We start from the raw sequence: 17647 nt of genomic DNA on the forward strand, positions 1-17647 counted from the left end.
CCGCCGTGCTCAGTCGTGCGCCAGAGCTACCGGCGCCAGCGGGCGCGCAGGTACTGCGGCGGCCAGAAGTCCACCTCGTAGCCCAGCTCGTGCGCGGCGCGGAGCGGGAAGTGCGGGTCTCGGAGCAGTTCGCGCGCCAGCATGACGGCGTCCGCCCTGCCGCTCTCCACGATCTCGGCCGCCTGCTCCGGTGTGGTGATGAGGCCGACGGCACTCACCTCCACCTCTGCGGACGACCGCACGTGCTCGGCGAACGGCACCTGGTAGCCGGGCTCCAGAGGGATGCGGATGCCGCTCTGGATGCCGCCGCTCGAGATGTCGAAGAAGTCGGCTCCCGCATCCTGGGCCCAGCCGGCGACCGTCGCGGTCTGCTGCTCGTCCCAGCCGCCGGGGGTCCAGTCGCTGCCGGAGAACCGGACGAACAGGGGAACGCCGTCGCCGACCTCGGCGCGCACGGCCTCGACGATGCGCAGGAGCAACCGCGCGCGGTTCTCCAGGCTTCCGCCGTATTCGTCTGTGCGCTTGTTGGCGATGGGGGAGAGGAACTGGTGCAGCAGGTAGCCGTGGGCAGCGTGCACTTCGAGCACTTCGAATCCGGCGTCGACGGCGCGGCGGGCCGCTGAGCGGAAGTCGTCGACGATCTTGTCGATGCCGGAGGGGAGGAGCTCGGCCGGGGTGTCCATGTCCCCGAACGCGACGGGGGACGGGGCGACGGTGCGCCAGCCGCCCTCGGACGTCGGGACGCTGCCGGTGCGATCTTCGTAGCCCCACGCGGGCCAGCTCGACGCCTTGCGGCCGGCGTGAGCGAGCTGCATGCCCGGCACGGCGCCCTGCGAGGCGATGAACGCGGCGATCGGCTTCCACGCGTCGCGCTGCTCGTCGGTCCAGATGCCGGTGTCGCGCGGCGAGATGCGTCCCTCGGCGTTCACCGCGGTGGCCTCGGTGAAGACGAGCCCGCTTCCTCCGGTGGCGAAGGAGCCGAGGTGCACGAGGTGCCAGGTCTGCGGGATGCCCGATTCGTCGAGCACAGAGTACTGACACATCGGCGAGGTCCAGATGCGGTTGCGGACCGTGACGTCGCGCAGGGTCAATGGGTCGAAAAGTGTTGCCATGCTGGTTCTAAGCCGCCAGCGCTTCGAGATATGCCCGCAGGTCGGAACCCGTTGTGAACACATGACCGGCGATGCCGAGGTCTTCCGCACCGCGCACGTTGACCTCTTTGTTGTCGATGAAGACCATCTCGGCCGGGGTGATGCCCAGTTCGCGCATGACGTGCTCGAAGATCTCCGCACTCGGCTTGATGGTGCCGAGCTCACCGCTGACGAACACCTGCTCGAACAGGTCGCCGAGGGTGCCGTGCCGGAAGTACGAGCCGAAGTCCCTGCCCGCGTTCGACAGCAGCGCCATCCGCGTGCCGCCCTCGTGCAGGTCGACCAGCACGTCCAGGGTGTCGTGGTCGATGCTCAGCCAGCTGCGGAAGTCGGCCAGCCACAGCCGGTGGATCTTTGCATCCCCCCACTGCTCGCCCAGCTCCCTCTCGATGCCGCGCCAGTATTGCTGGATGCTCAGCGTGCCCTGGTCGAGCGCGTCACGATGCCGCCAGTACGCCGGCCAGAACACCTCGGAGTCCCCGCCGGCCAGACCGGCCAGCTGCTCCCTGTCCGCCTCGGACGGCGATGTGGAGATGACCTCGCCGTAGTCGAACACGATGACCTTGCCCGGGATGCTGATACCCATAGAACCGACCTCTTTCCTTCCTCTTGAACCTATCGTGGAGTGAGCGAACGGTCGGCGGCGAACGGAGGAACGGTGGACAACTGGCAGAACTGGGGAGCTGTGGAGAGCGAGCCCTGGATCGCGGTGCCCGGCGAGGCCAGCGACAAGTACACGCGCGGCGTGCTCGGCGTCGTCACCGGTTCCGACCTGTACCCCGGAGCAGCCGTCCTCGGCGTCGAGGCCGCAGCGCGCACCGGGCTCGGGATGATCCGCTACCTCGGCGCGAAGGGCGCTGCCGCCGAGGTGCTGCGCAGGCGGCCGGAGGCTGTCACGGCTCCCGGCAGGGTGCAGGCCTGGCTGATCGGTTCGGGGATGGATGCGTCCCAGCGCCCGGCCGACGACGCCCACCGCCTCGAGGCGGCGCTCGCCGACGGCGCTCCCGTCGTGATCGACGCCGGTGCGCTCGACCTCGTCCACCGCGCCACCGGCCCCGTCGTCATCACCCCGCACTACCGCGAACTCGCCGGGGTGCTCGCCGGCGCGGCCGACGACGACTCCGATGCCGTCACGGCGGACGACATCGCAGCCGACCCGGCCGGCTGGGCCGTGCGGGCGAGTGAGAGCCTCGGTGTCACCGTGCTGCTGAAAGGCCACACCACCTACGTCGCCGGGCCGGACGGCGCGCGCTACGCCGTCACCGCCGGACCGGCGTGGCTCGCAACGGCCGGCAGCGGCGACGTGCTGGGCGGGGTGCTCGGCGCCCTCGTGGCGACGCACGCCGACGAGATCGCCCAGGCGCCCGCATCCACGGTGGCCGCCCTGGCGGCGACCGCCGCATACCTGCACGGCAGAGCTGGCACGGCTGCGTCGAGGGGTGGCCCGATCGTCGCGCTCGACATCGCCGAGGCGCTCCCGGATGCGGTCAGGGAGCTCCTGGACGACGGAGGCGTCAGCCCTTCTTCACGGTGAGCAGGAACTCGACGGAACCGGTCTTCTCCACCGTCACGAAGCCGAGGCTCGGCGCATCCACCCCGTAGTCGGAGAACGTGACGGGGATGCTGCCCGTCAGCGTGCCGCCGTTGCCGTTCAGGGCCACCTGGAGGTCCGCCGTCACCGTCTTGGTCACGCCGTGCATGGTGAGGTCGCCCGTCGCCTTCAGCGTCTGGACGGCACCGGCTTTCGGTGCGCCGTCTGCGGTCACCGGCTGGGTGAGCGTGAAGGTGGCGGTCGGATACCTGTCCGTCTGCAGCGCCGTCGAGCGGAAGTAGCTGTCGCGGGCCGGCTCGTCGGTGGCGATGCTCGCCACATCCACGGTCACGGTCGCCGCGGTCAGCGTGAGGCCGTCGACCGTGAGGTCGCCCGTGACCTTCTCCGTGCGCCCGGTGACGGTGACGTCGACGCCGTTGAGCACCTCCTTCACGCGGTACCCGGCGAACGACCCGTCGCCAACCGTCCACGCGCCGCTCAGGTCGGAGGTGTCGATGGTGGTCTTCGCATCCGGGTCCGGCGTGAGCGAGATGGTCGGGACGGCGGCGGGAGGCGCGGAGATCAGGTCGCGGTAGACGTACGGGCCGGCGATGGCCGCTGCCACCCCGAGCACGAGCACTCCGGCTGCGACGCCGATCCAGACTTTCGACGAGGTCCGTAAAGGTGACATGTCATCGAGCGTATGGAACGGGCATGTCGACTTCCTGAGAGTGTCCGATGGAGTGCCTGGATCGTCGGCCGCGCATCCCGTCGGAGCGGCAGGAGGGGGGAGTGGGCCGCTACGATGACCGCATGGGGATCGAGGCGACACGGGTTCCTGCTCCGGCGTCCCCGAGCACGCTGCGGCGCGTCGCCGCCAGCCCGCTCAGCCTGTGGATCGCCTTCCTCTCCGTGCACCTGCTGCTCGGCGGGCTCGCACTGCACGGCAACGGGATGGGCCTCGGCGACGTCTACCTCGTCTACAAGCCGTGGGCGCAGCTGGCCGCGCAGGGCACCTCCATCGTCGGCGTGAGCACGGACTGGGTCTACCCGTTCGCCGCCCTCGTCCCGATCATGCTGCCGCTGCTGGCCGGGGCGGACAACTATGTCGGCGGCTGGCTCACCCTGGTGCTGCTGGTGGATGCGGCTGCGTTCGCCGTGCTGATCGGCGGCAGGGAGCGCAGGCGGCTGGCCGCAGGCTGGTGGTGGCTCGCCTTCCTCCTGCTGCTCGGTCCGATCGCCGTCGGACGCCTCGACGCCGTCTCCGTCGCGCTCGCCATCGTCGGGCTGCTCTGGCTGACGCTGCACGAGCGCGCCGCCGTCGTCACGCTCACCATCGCCACCTGGATCAAGGTCTGGCCAGCCGCACTCATCGTCGCCGCCGTGATCGCGCTGCGCAGCCGGTGGCGCATCGTCGTCACCGCCGCGGTGACCAGCCTGGTGATCGTGATCGTCCCGCTCATCTTCGGGGCCGGGATGCACGTGCTCAGCTTCATCACGGCGCAGACCGGCCGCGGGCTGCAGATCGAGGCGCCGGTCAGCACCATCTGGATGTGGCAGGCCGCCTTCCACGTGCCGGATGCTGTCGTGTACTACGACAGGGACATCCTCACCTTCCAGGTCACCGGCGCAGGCAGCGTCACGGCGGCATCGCTGATGAACCCGCTGCTCGCCGTCTGCTCGGTGGTCGTGGCGCTGATCGGGATCCGGGCGGTGCGGAGGGGCACGCCGGTCACGCGCATCCTGCCGGAGCTGACTCTGGCGCTGGTGAGCGCCTTCATCGCGTTCAACAAGGTCGGCTCGCCGCAGTACGTCGCCTGGCTGGCGGTGCCGGTGGTGCTCGGGCTGGTGTACCAGGGGCGCGGGTTCCGCATCCCGGCCATCCTGGTGACCGTCACGGCGGCGCTCACGCAGCTCATCTACCCGTACCTCTACGACTGGCTGCTCAGCGTGCATCCCGCGATGGTCGCGGTGCTCACCGTGCGCAACCTGATGTATTTCGTGGTGCTCGGCTGGGCGATCACGGCGCTCTGGCGCGGGCCGCGCGGCACGGAGGCCGATGCGGACTCGCTGCCGCAGCACGCGTGGCCGTTCCGCGCTCCGAAGCAGGAGCCATCGGCCGACCCGGTGGCTAGGCTGTAGTCGCGGCCGGAGTGCAGCGGCTGCGCGAGGAGGAATCATGCTGGTCGCGTTCTCTGTCGCACCGAGTGGGGGAGAGGGGCCGGACGCCTCCGTGCACGATGCGGTCGCCGCAGCGGTGCGGATCGTGCGCGAGTCCGGGCTGCCGAACCACACCGACGCGATGTTCACCACCGTCGAGGGCGAGTGGGATGAGGTGTTCGACGTCGTCAAACGGGCGACGGAGGCCGTCGCCGCGTTCGGCACACGGGTGTCGCTCGTGCTGAAGGCGGACATCAGGCCGGGCTACACCGGGGAGCTCTCCGGCAAGGTCGAGCGGCTCGAAACGGCGCTCGACCGCGAGGCGTGACGCCGTGACCGTGTCGGACTGGGTGCTTCCCATCGTCGTGGCGTTCTACCTGTATTGGCCGGTGGTCGCCGTCGTCGCGATCCTGGTGCTCGGCCCACTGCTCGGGTTCGTGATCGTCGCCGTGGTCGGAGCGATCCGCGCGGGCGTCGCCGGCCGGGAGGAGGACGACCAGGAGGCGACCGACGAGCTGTTCAGCGAGCTGGAGGGGTTGGGCGCGCATCCGGAGGAGCGCGTCACTGGTGTCACCGCTCGAAACGATTCGATATAGGATTTTCGGGTGACCCCGACGCTTTCCGGGCCGAGCGCGTGAGCGCCGCCCCGACCACCCAGACTTCCACACCCCGACTCACTCCTGCGCGCACCAGGCTGGCGCTGCTCGCGCTCGCCCTCGGCGGCTTCGGCATCGGCTCGACCGAGTTCGTCGCGATGGGGCTGCTGCCGAACATCGCCCACGACCTGCTGCCCGCCGTCTACGCGGCCTCCCCGTCCGACGCGAACGCGCAGGCGGGCTGGGCGATCTCGGCATACGCGCTCGGCGTCGTGGTCGGCGCCCCGACCATCGCTGCGTTCGCCGCTCGGCTGCCGCGCAAGCAGCTGCTGCTCTGGCTGCTCGTCGCGTTCACCCTCGGCACGGTCGCGTCCGCGCTCGCGCCGACCTTCCAGCTGGTGCTGGTGGCCCGGTTCATCAGCGCGCTGCCGCACGGCGCGTACTTCGGGATCGCCTCCCTCGTGGCCGCGTCGCTGATGGGGCCGGGCAAGCGCGGGCAGGGCGTCGCGTTCGTGCTCTCCGGGCTGACGATCGCGAACGTGATCGGCGTCCCTCTGATCACCTGGCTGGGGCAGACGCACGGCTGGCGTGCCGCATACCTCGTCGTCGCCGGGATCTTCGCGCTCACGTTCGTCGCGGTGGCCACGCTCGTGCCCTGGCAGGCCGGCAACCCAAAGGCGACGATGGCGAACGAGCTGAAGGCCTTCAGCCGCCTGCAGGTCTGGCTGGCGCTCCTCATCGGCGCCATCGGGTTTGGCGGCTTCTTCGCGGTGTACACGTATGTCGCGCCGATGGTGACGACCATCACCGGGCTGAAAGAGTCGGCGGTGCCGCTGGTGCTCATCCTGATCGGCCTCGGGATGACGGTCGGCAACCTGATCGGCGGACGCGTCGCCGACCGCGCCCTCAAACCCGGGATGCTCGCCTTCTTCGTCATCCTGCTGCTCGGCCTCGGCGCGCTCTACTTCACCGCCTCCACGGTGGTGGGGCTGCTCGTGTCGCTGTTCGTGATCTCGGCCGCCTGCTGCGCGATGTCCCCGACCATCCAGACCAGGCTGATGGATGTGGCGCACGAGAGCCAGTCGATCGCGGCAGCCCTCAACCATTCCGCCCTCAACATCGCGAACGCGGCGGGAGCGTACCTCGGCGGCCTGACGATCGCGGCGGGCTTCGGCTACCTGTCGCCGGTGGTGGTCGGCGCGATCCTCTGCGTCGCCGGGATCGCGCTCGCGGTCGTGTCGTTCTCGATCGACCGCTCGCGCGAGCGCCGCGGCGTCGACACCGGCGTGGTGCACGCGCAGCGTCCGGACCCGCTGCCGGTGGACTGAGCGGCGGAGGCCGCGGAGGCCGAAGCCGCCGGGGCCGCTACGCCTGCTCGCGGCGCCGGACGAGCTCCGCGATCCACAGCGGGGCGTACGGCGAGGTGCAGCCGGGCGGCGTCGGGTAGTCCTTGAGCACTCCGAGGCGTTCGCCGATGGCCATCGCTCTGGCGCGCAACGCGCCGTCGTGGATGCCGATGGTCGCCAGGCACTCGTTCATCGACCACTGCAGGCGGTCGGGGGCGTCCTTCAGTTCGGCCTCGATGGTGTCGAGCAGGCCGGGGAGGTCGAGGCCGTCCGGGTTCTTCGCGACGCGGTCGCTGGTCAGCGCCCAGCCGGCGCTCGCCACCACGGGATCGTCGTCGGCCAGCCACGAAACGCGCAGCTCCTCGGCGTGCCTGCTCTTCTTCACCACGTAAGAGATCAGCCAGTCGTGCACTTTGGGCACGCGCGCATCCCGGATCATCGCATCCAGGTCGGCGACGGTGTATTCCCGAGGACGGCCGATCAGGATGGCGACCAGGCGCGCCGCCGTGCCGCCGGTGTCCCACAGCTCCGCGGCGAGGGCAGGGTCCGTTCCCACGTTCTTCGCGACAGCGCGCAGCTTCGTGAGGTTGACGCCGTGGTCGTCCCCGTGCCGTTCGTTGACGGCGCGGACGCGGGGGTCTTCGAGAGCCGCGAGCTCGGCGAGCACGTCGCCGAGCACCGCGCCGCTCCTCACGGACACGTCAGTCGTTCTGCAGCAGGATGCCGTCTTGGATGGCGCGCTTGCGGAGGGCCACCTTCGTGCCGACGTCGTAGCCGGCCACGCGGTACTTCTCGCGGATGCGCTTGAGGTAGCTCTTGGCGGTCTCGTCGGAGATGCCGAGCTGGAAGGCGACGGCCTTCACCGGCTCGCCTGCGCCGTACAGCGCCATCACGCGGCGCTCCTGCGCGCTCAGCTTGGGCGCGCCGCCGACCTCTCCCGAATTCAGCGCGAGGTCGAGCTCGGCCGAGATGAACGACTCGCCCTTGCGGGCGGCGCGGATCGCCTCGACGATCATCTCCGCGTCCTCGCTCTTCACCAGGTAGCCGAGCGCGCCGGCCGCGATGGCCTCGCGCACCACGGCGGGCTCGGAGTACGTGCTCATCAGGACGGTGCGGACGCCGGTGGTCTTCAGGGTCGACAGCTTCAGCGAGACGGGGATGTTGTCTTTGAGGTCGAGATCGAGCAGGACGACGTCGACGGGGAACTCGGGGTGTGTGAGGAGTTCGGGCCAGCTGGCTACGGCTGCGACCATCCGGATGTCGTCCGCGGCGTTGCGGATCCACTCGGTCAGTGCCCCGAGCAGCATCTTGTGATCGTCGACGATCGCGATTCTGATGGGAGGTGCCTCGGTCACGGGCTGCCTTTCTTGACGGTAGAGGGAGCCGACGGTGCTGCTGTCAGGCGAGATCGGCCGAGCTGTCGCTCACACTGGTGATCTCGATGCGCAGCGTCGAACCCGCGAAGGTCTCGACGTACCGGCCCACCTTACGGATAGCTTGCCATGCGGCGGGGTCCACCCCGTTTCGCGGCACACCGGTGGTCGAAATCACGATCGATATTCTGGCACCCGGATTGGGGTCGCCGTGCTCTGGCGCGCTGGGACGGCTGAGGTCGAGCGTCAGACTGCGCGGCTGGGACGCTCCCTGCCGCACCGGATCGCTGATCAGCAGCCATACCGCGGTCAGCAGCCCGTCGCGCTGATCGCGGGTGAGCGCAGCGGCGAGCCCCTCGCTGTCGGTCAGCGCCACCGCCGGTCCGAGCAGCGCGGACTCCGTCACGGCGTGGTACAGCCAGGTCTCCTTGCGGCCCTGGATGAGGTGCAAGCGCAGCTCGGTGGCGATGCTCGACGCCGCAGACGCCGTCTCCTCGTTCAGCGGCAGGGTGGTGCGTCCGCTCGCGACGCCGTCGAGCAGGCGCTCTGCGGCGAGGTCGAGCCTGGCCAGCTCCTCGGAGGCGAGCATCCCGACCGCGTATCCGGGGGAGGAGACCGTGCTCTGCACCTGCACGAGGTCGAGCTCCAACTGGATGAGCGTGCGCAGCGACCGCACGATCTGCACGCCGAGCAGCGGGGGAGCGACGCTCAGCGCGATGGTGACGAACGCCGGCCCGAGCGCGGAGAGGTCGTGCTGGCCGCGGAGGGCGAACTCGCCCGCTAGCACGACGCCCAGGCCGATGGATGCGATGACGATGTCCGACGGGGGACGCGCGGCCACGCAGAGCAGCAGCGCGGACCCGACGGCGACGGCGGCGGTCGGCTGCGCGCCGGTGTCGCCGGGAGCCCAGGTCCCCACCACGTCGAGGGCGACGACCGCCGCCCAGATCGCGATGGCCGTGTAGAACATCCCGTTGGGCAGTTCGTCCGGCAGGCGCGGCCGCACGATCACGGCGGCGACGAGGGTGACGAGCAGCCCCGCCCACGCCGCCAGCGAGAGCGGCAGGGCGGTGTAGCTGCCCAGGTTGATCAGCATCACGGCCAGCTGGAACGCGATGAGGGCGAAGGCGGCCACATTGAAGCCGATGTCGAGCCTGGCGCGGCCGAGCGCATCCCGTTCGCTGTCGCTGCCGACGCGCCTGGACAGGGTCTCCTCCGTCGTGCGGGTCATTTCGGCACCTCGAGGACGACGGTCGTGCCGCTGCCCGGCGAGGAGAACAGGCGGGCGTTGCCGCCCACCTCCCTCAGCCGGGCGACGATCGACTCGGTGAAGCCGAGCCTCCCCTGTTCGATCGTGCTCACGTCGAAGCCTTTGCCGGAGTCGGTGACCATCGCGCGCACCGTCGTCTCGTCGTCGGTGATCGTGACGTGCGCCTCGTTGACGCCGGAGTGCCTGCGCACGTTCTCCAGGCACTCGCCGAGCGCCAGCAGGAACGCATCCAGGATGTCGCTCGGCAGCAGCACCTGACCCGTGCCGTGCCAGTTCACTTCGAGGCCCATCCTGCGGAAGCGTTGCTTGACGGACTCGAGCGTGTTGCCGAGCGTCGACTCCTCGACCGGCTTGAGCTTGTAGTCGCCGGAGCGGGTGGGGTCCGGGGTGAAGCCGAGCCGCAGCTGGCGGAGCAGTGCAGCATCCTCGCCGGCCTGCTCGCGGAGCGCGCCCGCGCTGACGCCGACGCCGGAGTGCGCGAGCAGCGTCAGGGTCGCCAGCACCGTGTCGTGCAGCAGCCGCGCCCCCTGGCGGCGACGCGCCTCCGTCTCGCTCGCCTGGCGCTCGACCCGGTATGCGCGGCTCATCGTCGAGATGCGCGTCAGCGTGCGGGGAACGGTGCGCGACAGCCACACGCCGGTGGCGGTGAGGGCGACCCATCCTGCGACCGTGAAGATCAGCGGCTCGCCCCGCTGGGAGTCGGTGAGCACGAGCGTTGCGGACTCGGCCGCGAGGGTGACGACGGAGGCGCCGACCAGCAGCCCGACCCTCCCGCGCGAGGTCACGGTCGGGATGGCGACGCTCGCGACGGCCGCTCCCGCGATCATCCCGACAGCGCTGAGCGCCGCGGGGCCGAGGGGCACATCCGGGAGCAGGTTGAGCAGGACGATCGCCGCGCCAGCGACGACGATCACCACCACCCACACCTCGGTGTGCGCCAGCGACGCCAGCTGGAACTGCGCGTACGCGAGACAGGCGAGCAGCACGACGGCCGCCAGATACAGCGGAAGTGGGAGGGTGCCCGGGATGCTCAGGCAGAGCAGGGAGGTCGCAGTCGCAGTGAGGCCGATGTTCCTCGCCGTCATCGCGAGGAGACGATCACGCTCCTTCTGGATGCGCGACATGCTCCTCCGTTCCGCTCAGGCGGCGAACAGCCTGCGCAGCTGATCGCTCACGGCATCGTCCTCGATGAGGAATCCGTCATGCCCGAAGTCCGACTCTATTACGACCGGCTCCGTTCCGTCGATGGTGGCGGGGAGGTGCGCGGCGATCTGCTGCTGTCCCTCGACGGGGAACAGCCGGTCGCTGTCGATGCCGACCACCAGGGTGCGCGCGGTGACGCGTGCCAGGGCGGCGGCCAGCCCGCCCCTGTCGCGGCCGATGTCGTGCGAGTTCATCGCCTGCACCAGGGTGATGTAGCTGTTCGCGTCGAAGCGCCTGGTGAACTTGTTCCCGTGGAAGTCGAGGTACGACTCCACGGCGAAGCGCCCGTTGTCGCCGAGCGGGCTGATCTCGCTCTGCCATGTGCGCTCGAACCGTCCGTTCAGCTCGGAGGAGCTGCGGTAGCTGATCAGCGCCATGCGGCGGGCGAGCGCGAGACCCTGGTGCGGCCCGTTGCCGTCTCCGGCGTCGTAGTAGAGGCCGCCGCGGAACAGCGGGTCGGTGCGCACCGCCTCGATCTGCACGGAGTTGAGTGCGATCTGGTCGGCCGTGGAGAACGGGGGAGCGGCGATGACGGCGAGCCGTTCGACGCGCTCCGGGTAGCTGACCGCCCACTCGAGCGCCTGCATCCCGCCCATCGAACCGCCGACCACGGCCGCCCAGCGGTCGATGCCGATCGCGTCTGCGAACGCGGCCTGCGCGTTCACCTGGTCCCGGATGCTCGTGAACGGGAACCGCGGACCCCACTCCGTGCCGTCCGGGGCGATGGAGGCGGGCCCGGTCGTCCCCTGGCAGCCGCCGAGCATGTTCGGCACGACCACGAAGAACCGGTCGGTGTCGATCGCCTTGCCCGGCCCGATGATGCCCTGCCACCACCCGGCGGTCGGGTGTCCAGGGCCGGCGCTGCCGACCGCGTGGCTGTCGCCGGTGAGGGCGTGCAGCACGAGCACGGCGTTGTCGCGTTCAGCGGACAGCGTGCCCCAGGTCTCGTACGCGACGCGCACATACGGGATGCGCTGCCCGCTCTCGAAGGCGAACTCGCCGATGCCGACGAACGAGCGGGAGCCCTCGGGGTCCGACTCCTTCCAGGCGCCACTCGCCGGAGGCTTGCCGAGGAGCGACCTCGCTTGGGCGTCCGTGATGAAACTCGACGGGGCCGTATCGGCGGATGTCTGCCACTCCATGTCTCCATACTGGCTCAGTGCGGGAGGGAGGGCGTGCGTGTTACGCGGGCTCGTCCGGCTGGCGCTCCGGCTCGTGCTCGTCGTGCTGCTCGTGGTCCTTCGGCGGACGCAGGCGCTGCGACTGCTCGTTGATGTACGACACGATCGTCGCGCTCGCCGTACCGACGATGGCGATGCCGCCGATCATCAGCACGACAGCCAGGATGCGCCCGGCGACGGTCACCGGCACGAAGTCGCCGTAGCCGACCGTCGCCATCGTGACGCACGCCCACCACACCGCGTCGCCGAAGCTCACGATCGTGGCGTGCGGCGCATACCGCTCCGCCTGGTAGACCGCCAGCGCGATGACGTAGACGAACATCACCACCGTCGTCGCGGCCACGATCAGCACCCGCCTGCGCACGTGCGACGGCGACCGGCCGCGCAGCAACGGGATGCGGTGCAGTTCGCGCAGCAGCCGGAACGGCCGGGCGACGGGGAACAGCACGGAGGCCAGGTCGATGGGGTTCTTCCTGACGAACAGCCACTTCTGGCGGCTCAGCACCAGCCGCACGACGTAGTCGACGAGGAACGCAACCCACACGACGAACAGCACACCGTTGAGCAGGGCGCCCAGCCATACCGGGCGGGACGGCTGCAGGATCGACCACGAGTACGCGACGAGGAACAGCACGCTGGCGACGAGCAGCGGCCACGCCGTCCGGTCCTCCCAGACGGTCCTCCTGCTCTCGTCGCCCGCCATCTCAGTCGCCGTCGACCCGCAGCTCGCCCTTGTGGAACCGGTACGGCGCGGCCTGTGCCACCGGTTTGATCACGATCAGGTCGAGATCGACATGGCGTGGCCGCTCCAGCGCATCCACGATGGTCGCCGCCACGTCGTCGGCCGACAGCGGCTCCGGCACGTCCTCGTAGACCGCATCCCGCTTCTGCTTGTCTCCACCGAACCGGACCAGAGAGAACTCCTCGGTCGCCACCATGCCCGGCGCGACCTCGATCACCCGGATGGGCTCGCCGTTCAGTTCCAGCCGCAGCACCTCGGTGAGCGCGTGCTCGGCGAACTTCGCCGCGTTGTACCCTCCGCCTCCCACGTACGCCGTGTGCCCGGCGATCGACGTGAGGTTCAGGATGTCGGCGTGGCCGGTCTGCCGCGCGCCCTCCCGCAGCAGGGGGAGCAGCGCGGTGATGACGCGCTTGGTCGCGATGACGTTGATCTCGTACATCCACACCCAGTCGTCCACGTCCGACTTCTCGACGGAGTCGAGGCCGCGCGCGCCTCCCGCGTTGTTGACGAGCGCGTGGATGGGGCCGGTCGCCTCGAGGTGGGAGCGCAGCGCATCCACGTCCTCCTGCCTGGTGAGGTCGGCGACGAAGACGTCGGCGCCGGTCTCCTCGGCCAGTGCGGAGAGCCGGTCCGCCCTGCGGGCCACCCCGACCACATCCCACCCGTGCGACCGGAACAGCCGGACGGCCGCCTCCCCGATCCCGGAACTGGCACCCGTCACAACGACCCGTCTCACGCTCATGCGCCTATTCTTCACGGATTACGGCATGTTGCGCGCGCATTGCCCGCACCTGCCCGCGCGTCTAGCCTGCTGTTGAGGCGGTGGCAGACCGCTCGACACGCATCCCACCCGAAGGAGTGAGCCATGACCGACGCCGCCGACTGGCAGTTCGAGACCAAGCAGATCCACACCGGTGCAGCACCCGACCCGGTGACGAACGCTCGCGCCACGCCGATCTACCAGACCACCTCGTACGTGTTCAACAACGCAGAGCACGCCAAGAACCTGTTCGCGCTCGCCGAGTTCGGCAACATCTACACGCGCATCCAGAACCCGACGCAGGCCGTCGTCGAGGAGCGCGTCGCCGCGCTCGAAGGGGGCACCGGCGCCCTCCTCGTCGCCTCCGGCCAGGCCGCGGAGACCTTCGCCGTGCTGAACATCGCGCAGGCCGGCGACCACATCGTGTCGTCCAGCTCGATCTACGGCGGGACGTACAACCTCTTCAAGTACACCCTCGCCAAGCTCGGCATCGAGACCACGTTCGTGGAGAACCAGGACGACGCCGACGAGTGGCGCCGCGCCGTCCGCCCGAACACCAAGCTGTTCTTCGCGGAGACCATCGGCAACCCGAAGATCAACATCCTCGACATCGCGCTGGTCGCGGACGTCGCCCACGAGTCCGGCGTCCCGCTGATCGTGGACAACACCATCGCGACCCCGTACCTCATCCGCCCGTTCGAGCACGGCGCGGACATCGTCGTGCACTCCGCCACCAAGTTCCTCGGCGGACACGGGACGGTCATCGGCGGCGTGATCGTCGACGGAGGAAAGTTCGCCTGGACCGAGAACGCGGAGAAGTTCCCGGGCCTCACCCAGCCGGACCCGTCGTACCACGGCGCGGTGTACACGGCAGCGGTCGGCGACGGCCTTGCATACATCATCAAGGCGCGCGTCCAGCTGCTCCGCGACCTCGGAGCGGCCATCGCCCCGGCCAGCGCGTGGCAGCTCATCCAGGGCATCGAGACCCTGTCGCTGCGCGTCGAGCGCCACGTGCAGAACGCCCAGGAGATCGCCGAGTTCCTCGAGAACCACCCGGATGTCGCAAGCGTCAACTACTCGGGGCTGCCCACCAGCCCCTGGTACGCGGCGGCCAACAAGTACGCCCCCAAGGGCGTCGGCGCCGTGCTCTCGTTCGAGCTCAAGGGCGGGGTGGATGCGGGCCGCGCGCTCGTCGACAACCTCAGCCTGTTCAGCCACCTCGCCAACATCGGCGACGTGCGCAGCCTGGTCATCCACCCGGCGTCGACCACGCACTCGCAGCTGACCCCCGAGCAGCAGCTCACCGCCGGCGTCACGCCCGGCCTGGTGCGCCTCTCGGTCGGCCTCGAGAACATCGACGACCTGAAGACCGACCTGCAGGCCGGCCTGACGGCCGCCCGCTCCGTCGTGGAGGCAGCGCGCGCCTAGCCGCACCGCATCGACGAGATGCCAGTAACTGTGCCGAATCCCGGGCGATTCGCGACAGTTGCTGGCATCTCGTGTTTGCGGCGTGGTCAGAGCACCGGAGACTCCGCCGCGACGGCGTCCGGCTCGGGCTCCGCGCCCGCATCCGCGTCGGCGAAGGCGAGCTTCGGGACGAAGAAGAGCAGCACGGCGGCGACGATGGCGCCGAGCCCGCAGATGGTCCACACGAGCATGTACCCGAACAGGCTCGCGGCCGTTGCCGTGACGGTCGCGGCCCCGGTCAGCAGGACGACGCCGAAGACGGCGGAGGCGAAAGAGCCGCCGATGGTCTTGGTCGTGTTGGTGAGGGCCGTGGCGATCCCGGTCTGGCCGCGCGGAGCAGCCGCGGCAGCCGCCGCGGGGAGCGCGCCGACCAGCGCCCCGGAGCCGATGCCCGCGATCGCCATGTTGGTGAACACCTGCCACGTCTCCGCGTGGAACGGCAGGAACAGCAGATAGCCGATTCCCACCAGGAACGCGGCGACGATCAGGGTCACCCGGGGACTCAGCCACGACGACACCACGGGGAACAGCACGGCGCCGACGATCATCGAGATCAGGTATGCGCCGATCAGGATGCTGCGCTGACCGGCGGACAGGCCGAGCCCGTAGCCGTTCACCGGGTTTGTGCCCGCGAAGGTGCTGAGCGGGGCCTGCGCGCCCAGCAGGCTGATGCCGATGAGACCGGCCGTGAGCTGCACGGGCCACATGTTCGGGCGGCGCAGCACCCGCAGGTCGATCGCCGGGTCGTCCTGCTTCAGCTCCCAGCGGCCGAACGGGATGAACGTGAGCACGCCGACCGCGATCAGCACCCAGACCCACCAGGTGCCGACGCCGTTGATGCGCAGGAACGTGAGGCCTGAGGTGATCAGCAGGAGGCCGAGCGTCAGGATCGTGAAGCCCACCGCATCCAGTCGTCTGCCCGGCACAGGCTCGGACTCCGGCACGCCGAACAGGATGGCGAAGAAGACGAGCGTGACGGCGACGGCGGGCACGATCAGCGTGAGGGTCACGTTCTTGCCCAGCGCCTCGAACAGCAGTCCGGCCCCGACGGCGCCGACGATCGCGCCGCCCTCCAGCGCGACCACCAGGAGCCCGGCCGCCTTGCGCGTCTGCGACGCCGCGGTGCCGGTGCGGCGGCCACGGTCGAAGATCAGCGCCACCTCGAGCGGCAGCCACACCACGTAGAAGCCCTGCAGGGCGAAGGCGATGAGGAACGTCGTGAAGTTGCTGGAGAACGCCAGCGCCCACGTCGCCAGGGCGGTGAGCACGGTGGCGACCAGCAGGATGCGCTTGTGCCCGAACATGTCTCCGAGCTTGGCGAGCACGGGAACCACCAGGGCGGACAGCAGCAGCTGAGCGGCCTCGAACCAGTTGTAGTCGGCGTCGTGGATGCCCAGATGCTGCACGATGTCGGAGATCAGCGGAACGTAGTATCCCTGCAGAATCCCGCTCGTGACCTCGACGAAGGCGAGCCACCCGATCAGTCCGGCGGTCACGCCGAGCGCGACCCTGGACCCTGTCCTCCCTGACACCATTTCTGGATGCTAACAGCAGCGCGACCGCGACCGGTATCCGTGTCTCGCGGGGAGGTGTGCTGGCCGGTACGGTAGGAGGATGGCAGGCGAACTCGACGACTCAGGATCAGCCGTTCTCCAGGAGACCGAGCGAGAGGTCCTGGGCTGGCTCGAGTTCGGTGAGGCCGCCAGGCACCTGGCCGGCGAGGTCGTCGAATCCGGCTTCGAACCGGATCTGGTGGTCGCCATCGCGCGCGGCGGTCTGCTGCTGGCCGGAGCGATGTCGTACGCGCTCGGCATCAAGTCGTGCGGCGCCCTCAACGTCGAGTTCTACACCGGCGTCGACGAGCGCCTGCCCGAGCCGGTGGTGCTGCCGCCGATGCTCGACCAGAGCGCCCTCCAGTCCAAGCGCGTCCTGCTCGTCGACGACGTGTCCGACTCGGGCAGGACGCTGGCGATGGTCGTCGACCTGATCGCCGCATCCGGTGCGGACGTGCGCACGGTCTGCCTGTACTCGAAGCCGCGCACGGTGCTCGACCCCGACTTCGTCTGGCGCCGCACCGACCGCTGGATCACCTTCCCCTGGTCTGCGCTCCCTCCGGTCACCGCCGGAGCCTGAGCAGGGCATCCTGAATCGTGGTCCCGAAGTCTCTCGACGACCTGGCCGCCGACGGGTCGATGGATCCCGGCTGGGCGTCCGCGCTCGCTCCCGTCGCCGACCGCATCGCGGGGATGGGCGACTTCCTCCGCGCGGAGGTCGCAGCAGGCCGTCCGTACCTCCCGGCGGGCGAGAACGTGCTGCGCGCCTTCCGTGCCCCGCTGGCCGATGTGCGCGTGCTCATCGTCGGCCAGGACCCGTACCCGACGCCCGGGCATCCGATCGGCCTGTCCTTCGCGGTCGAGCGGCACGTGCGCCCTGTTCCGCGCAGCTTGCAGAACATCTACCGCGAACTGCGCGACGACCTCGGTGTCACCCCTCCGCCGCACGGCGACCTGAGCGCGTGGTCGCGGCACGGCGTCATGCTCCTGAACCGCGTGCTCACCGTGCGCCCCGGTGAGCCGGCCTCGCACCGGGGCAAGGGCTGGGAGCCGGTGACCGAGCACGCGATCCGCTGCCTGGTCGAGCGGGGGACGCCGTTCGTCTCCATCCTGTGGGGCAGGGATGCTGCGACGCTGAAACCGATGCTCGGCGGCAACCCGTCGATCGAGTCACCGCATCCCAGCCCGCTGTCCGCGTCGCGCGGGTTCTTCGGGTCCCGGCCGTTCTCCCGCGCCAACGAGGCGTTGCGGCTGCGCGGCGTCGACCCGGTCGACTGGTCGCTCGAACCGTGAGTCGTGGGCCTGCCCGACTCG

The 17647-nt window shown here is 69.9% G+C and carries 19 protein-coding genes; 8 read left to right on the top strand and 11 right to left on the bottom strand.

From position 1 onward, the window contains the following. Positions 1–26 precede the first annotated feature (26 nt). Both AC1ROC_RS11770 and AC1ROC_RS11775 read right to left on the bottom strand, forming a co-directional pair. Complete coding sequence (locus AC1ROC_RS11770) at positions 27–1112, bottom strand: NADH:flavin oxidoreductase/NADH oxidase (RefSeq protein WP_493000307.1); 1086 nt, start codon at positions 1110–1112, stop codon at positions 27–29. A gap of 7 nt (positions 1113–1119) precedes the next feature. Then, a complete protein-coding gene (locus AC1ROC_RS11775) occupies positions 1120–1737 on the bottom strand; it encodes an HAD family hydrolase (protein WP_085369973.1) in 618 nt (205 codons plus the stop codon). 72 nt (positions 1738–1809) lie between these two features. Between AC1ROC_RS11775 and AC1ROC_RS11780 the strand changes: the two genes are divergently transcribed. Further along, positions 1810–2685, top strand: a complete 876-nt coding sequence (locus AC1ROC_RS11780) for an ADP-dependent NAD(P)H-hydrate dehydratase (RefSeq protein WP_168690784.1) — start codon at positions 1810–1812, stop codon at positions 2683–2685. On the opposite strand, the gene AC1ROC_RS11785 is transcribed toward AC1ROC_RS11780, so the two are convergent. Further along, a complete protein-coding gene (locus AC1ROC_RS11785; RefSeq protein WP_085369974.1) occupies positions 2666–3373 on the bottom strand; it encodes a YceI family protein in 708 nt (235 codons plus the stop codon). The genes AC1ROC_RS11780 and AC1ROC_RS11785 overlap by 20 nt on opposite strands. A 101-nt stretch (positions 3374–3474) precedes the next feature. On the opposite strand from AC1ROC_RS11785, the gene AC1ROC_RS11790 reads away from it, so the two are divergent. From AC1ROC_RS11790 to AC1ROC_RS11805, 4 genes are read left to right on the top strand one after another with little or no spacing between them, the layout of a single operon-like run. Then, positions 3475–4824, top strand: a complete 1350-nt coding sequence (locus AC1ROC_RS11790; RefSeq protein WP_493000309.1) for a hypothetical protein — start codon at positions 3475–3477, stop codon at positions 4822–4824. Positions 4825–4861: 37 nt separating this feature from the next. Further along, the gene (locus AC1ROC_RS11795; RefSeq protein ID WP_493000311.1) at positions 4862–5170 is read left to right on the top strand and encodes a thiamine-binding protein; all 309 of its coding nucleotides are present in this window, start codon (positions 4862–4864) and stop codon (positions 5168–5170) included. A gap of 4 nt (positions 5171–5174) precedes the next feature. Then, on the top strand, positions 5175–5438 hold the full coding sequence (locus AC1ROC_RS11800; RefSeq protein WP_085369976.1) for a hypothetical protein: 264 nt from the start codon (positions 5175–5177) through the stop codon (positions 5436–5438). A 38-nt stretch (positions 5439–5476) separates the two neighbouring features. After that, entirely contained in the window at positions 5477–6766 is a 1290-nt protein-coding gene (locus AC1ROC_RS11805) for an MFS transporter (RefSeq protein WP_085369977.1), read from the top strand. Positions 6767–6803: 37 nt separating this feature from the next. Here AC1ROC_RS11805 and AC1ROC_RS11810 read toward each other — a convergent pair whose 3' ends face one another. Genes AC1ROC_RS11810 through AC1ROC_RS11840 form a run of 7 tightly spaced genes read right to left on the bottom strand, consistent with a single transcriptional unit; the run spans position 6804 to position 13295 of the window. Continuing rightward, positions 6804–7484, bottom strand: coding sequence for a DNA alkylation repair protein (locus AC1ROC_RS11810; protein ID WP_493000314.1), 681 nt, complete (start codon positions 7482–7484; stop codon positions 6804–6806). 1 nt (position 7485) lies between these two features. After that, a complete protein-coding gene (locus AC1ROC_RS11815; protein ID WP_085369978.1) occupies positions 7486–8139 on the bottom strand; it encodes a response regulator in 654 nt (217 codons plus the stop codon). A 43-nt stretch (positions 8140–8182) separates the two neighbouring features. Next, positions 8183–9388 (bottom strand): hypothetical protein, encoded by a 1206-nt coding sequence (locus tag AC1ROC_RS11820; protein WP_085369979.1) that lies wholly within the window; start codon positions 9386–9388, stop codon positions 8183–8185. Then, on the bottom strand, positions 9385–10551 hold the full coding sequence (locus tag AC1ROC_RS11825; protein ID WP_085369980.1) for a sensor histidine kinase: 1167 nt from the start codon (positions 10549–10551) through the stop codon (positions 9385–9387). Before AC1ROC_RS11825 ends, AC1ROC_RS11820 begins: the two co-directional genes overlap by 4 nt. Before the next feature lie 15 nt (positions 10552–10566). After that, a complete protein-coding gene (gene metX, locus AC1ROC_RS11830) occupies positions 10567–11772 on the bottom strand; it encodes a homoserine O-acetyltransferase MetX (protein WP_085369981.1) in 1206 nt (401 codons plus the stop codon). Positions 11773–11812: 40 nt separating this feature from the next. Continuing rightward, on the bottom strand, positions 11813–12514 hold the full coding sequence (locus AC1ROC_RS11835; RefSeq protein ID WP_493000317.1) for a potassium channel family protein: 702 nt from the start codon (positions 12512–12514) through the stop codon (positions 11813–11815). A 1-nt stretch (position 12515) separates the two neighbouring features. Next, positions 12516–13295, bottom strand: coding sequence for an SDR family oxidoreductase (locus tag AC1ROC_RS11840; protein WP_493000319.1), 780 nt, complete (start codon positions 13293–13295; stop codon positions 12516–12518). Positions 13296–13418: 123 nt separating this feature from the next. Between AC1ROC_RS11840 and AC1ROC_RS11845 the strand changes: the two genes are divergently transcribed. Then, positions 13419–14741: a bifunctional o-acetylhomoserine/o-acetylserine sulfhydrylase gene (locus AC1ROC_RS11845; protein WP_168688921.1), complete on the top strand. Its 1323-nt coding sequence runs from the start codon at positions 13419–13421 to the stop codon at positions 14739–14741. An 86-nt stretch (positions 14742–14827) separates the two neighbouring features. Here the strand turns inward: AC1ROC_RS11845 and AC1ROC_RS11850 are convergent, their stop codons facing one another. Next, entirely contained in the window at positions 14828–16315 is a 1488-nt protein-coding gene (locus tag AC1ROC_RS11850) for an MFS transporter (protein WP_493000321.1), read from the bottom strand. Between the two features lie 79 nt (positions 16316–16394). Between AC1ROC_RS11850 and AC1ROC_RS11855 the strand changes: the two genes are divergently transcribed. Both AC1ROC_RS11855 and AC1ROC_RS11860 read left to right on the top strand, forming a co-directional pair. Further along, positions 16395–16913, top strand: coding sequence for a phosphoribosyltransferase (locus AC1ROC_RS11855; protein ID WP_085369986.1), 519 nt, complete (start codon positions 16395–16397; stop codon positions 16911–16913). Positions 16914–16972: 59 nt separating this feature from the next. Then, positions 16973–17626, top strand: a complete 654-nt coding sequence (locus AC1ROC_RS11860; protein WP_168690787.1) for a uracil-DNA glycosylase — start codon at positions 16973–16975, stop codon at positions 17624–17626. The last annotated feature ends 21 nt before the right edge of the window (positions 17627–17647 follow it).

It is taken from the genome of Leifsonia sp. GW821-FHT13C05, from assembly GCF_058806515.1.

Coding starts and splice junctions, on each gene's coding strand:
- AC1ROC_RS11785 (WP_085369974.1), bottom strand. CDS start 3,373: ATGTCACCTTTACGGACCTCGTCGAAAGTCTGGATCGGCGTCGCAGCC.
- AC1ROC_RS11840 (WP_493000319.1), bottom strand. CDS start 13,295: ATGAGCGTGAGACGGGTCGTTGTGACGGGTGCCAGTTCCGGGATCGGG.
- AC1ROC_RS11855 (WP_085369986.1), top strand. CDS start 16,395: ATGGCAGGCGAACTCGACGACTCAGGATCAGCCGTTCTCCAGGAGACC.
- AC1ROC_RS11775 (WP_085369973.1), bottom strand. CDS start 1,737: ATGGGTATCAGCATCCCGGGCAAGGTCATCGTGTTCGACTACGGCGAG.
- AC1ROC_RS11795 (WP_493000311.1), top strand. CDS start 4,862: ATGCTGGTCGCGTTCTCTGTCGCACCGAGTGGGGGAGAGGGGCCGGAC.
- AC1ROC_RS11860 (WP_168690787.1), top strand. CDS start 16,973: ATGGATCCCGGCTGGGCGTCCGCGCTCGCTCCCGTCGCCGACCGCATC.
- AC1ROC_RS11820 (WP_085369979.1), bottom strand. CDS start 9,388: ATGACCCGCACGACGGAGGAGACCCTGTCCAGGCGCGTCGGCAGCGAC.
- AC1ROC_RS11845 (WP_168688921.1), top strand. CDS start 13,419: ATGACCGACGCCGCCGACTGGCAGTTCGAGACCAAGCAGATCCACACC.
- metX (WP_085369981.1), bottom strand. CDS start 11,772: ATGGAGTGGCAGACATCCGCCGATACGGCCCCGTCGAGTTTCATCACG.
- AC1ROC_RS11835 (WP_493000317.1), bottom strand. CDS start 12,514: ATGGCGGGCGACGAGAGCAGGAGGACCGTCTGGGAGGACCGGACGGCG.
- AC1ROC_RS11770 (WP_493000307.1), bottom strand. CDS start 1,112: ATGGCAACACTTTTCGACCCATTGACCCTGCGCGACGTCACGGTCCGC.
- AC1ROC_RS11850 (WP_493000321.1), bottom strand. CDS start 16,315: ATGGTGTCAGGGAGGACAGGGTCCAGGGTCGCGCTCGGCGTGACCGCC.
- AC1ROC_RS11825 (WP_085369980.1), bottom strand. CDS start 10,551: ATGTCGCGCATCCAGAAGGAGCGTGATCGTCTCCTCGCGATGACGGCG.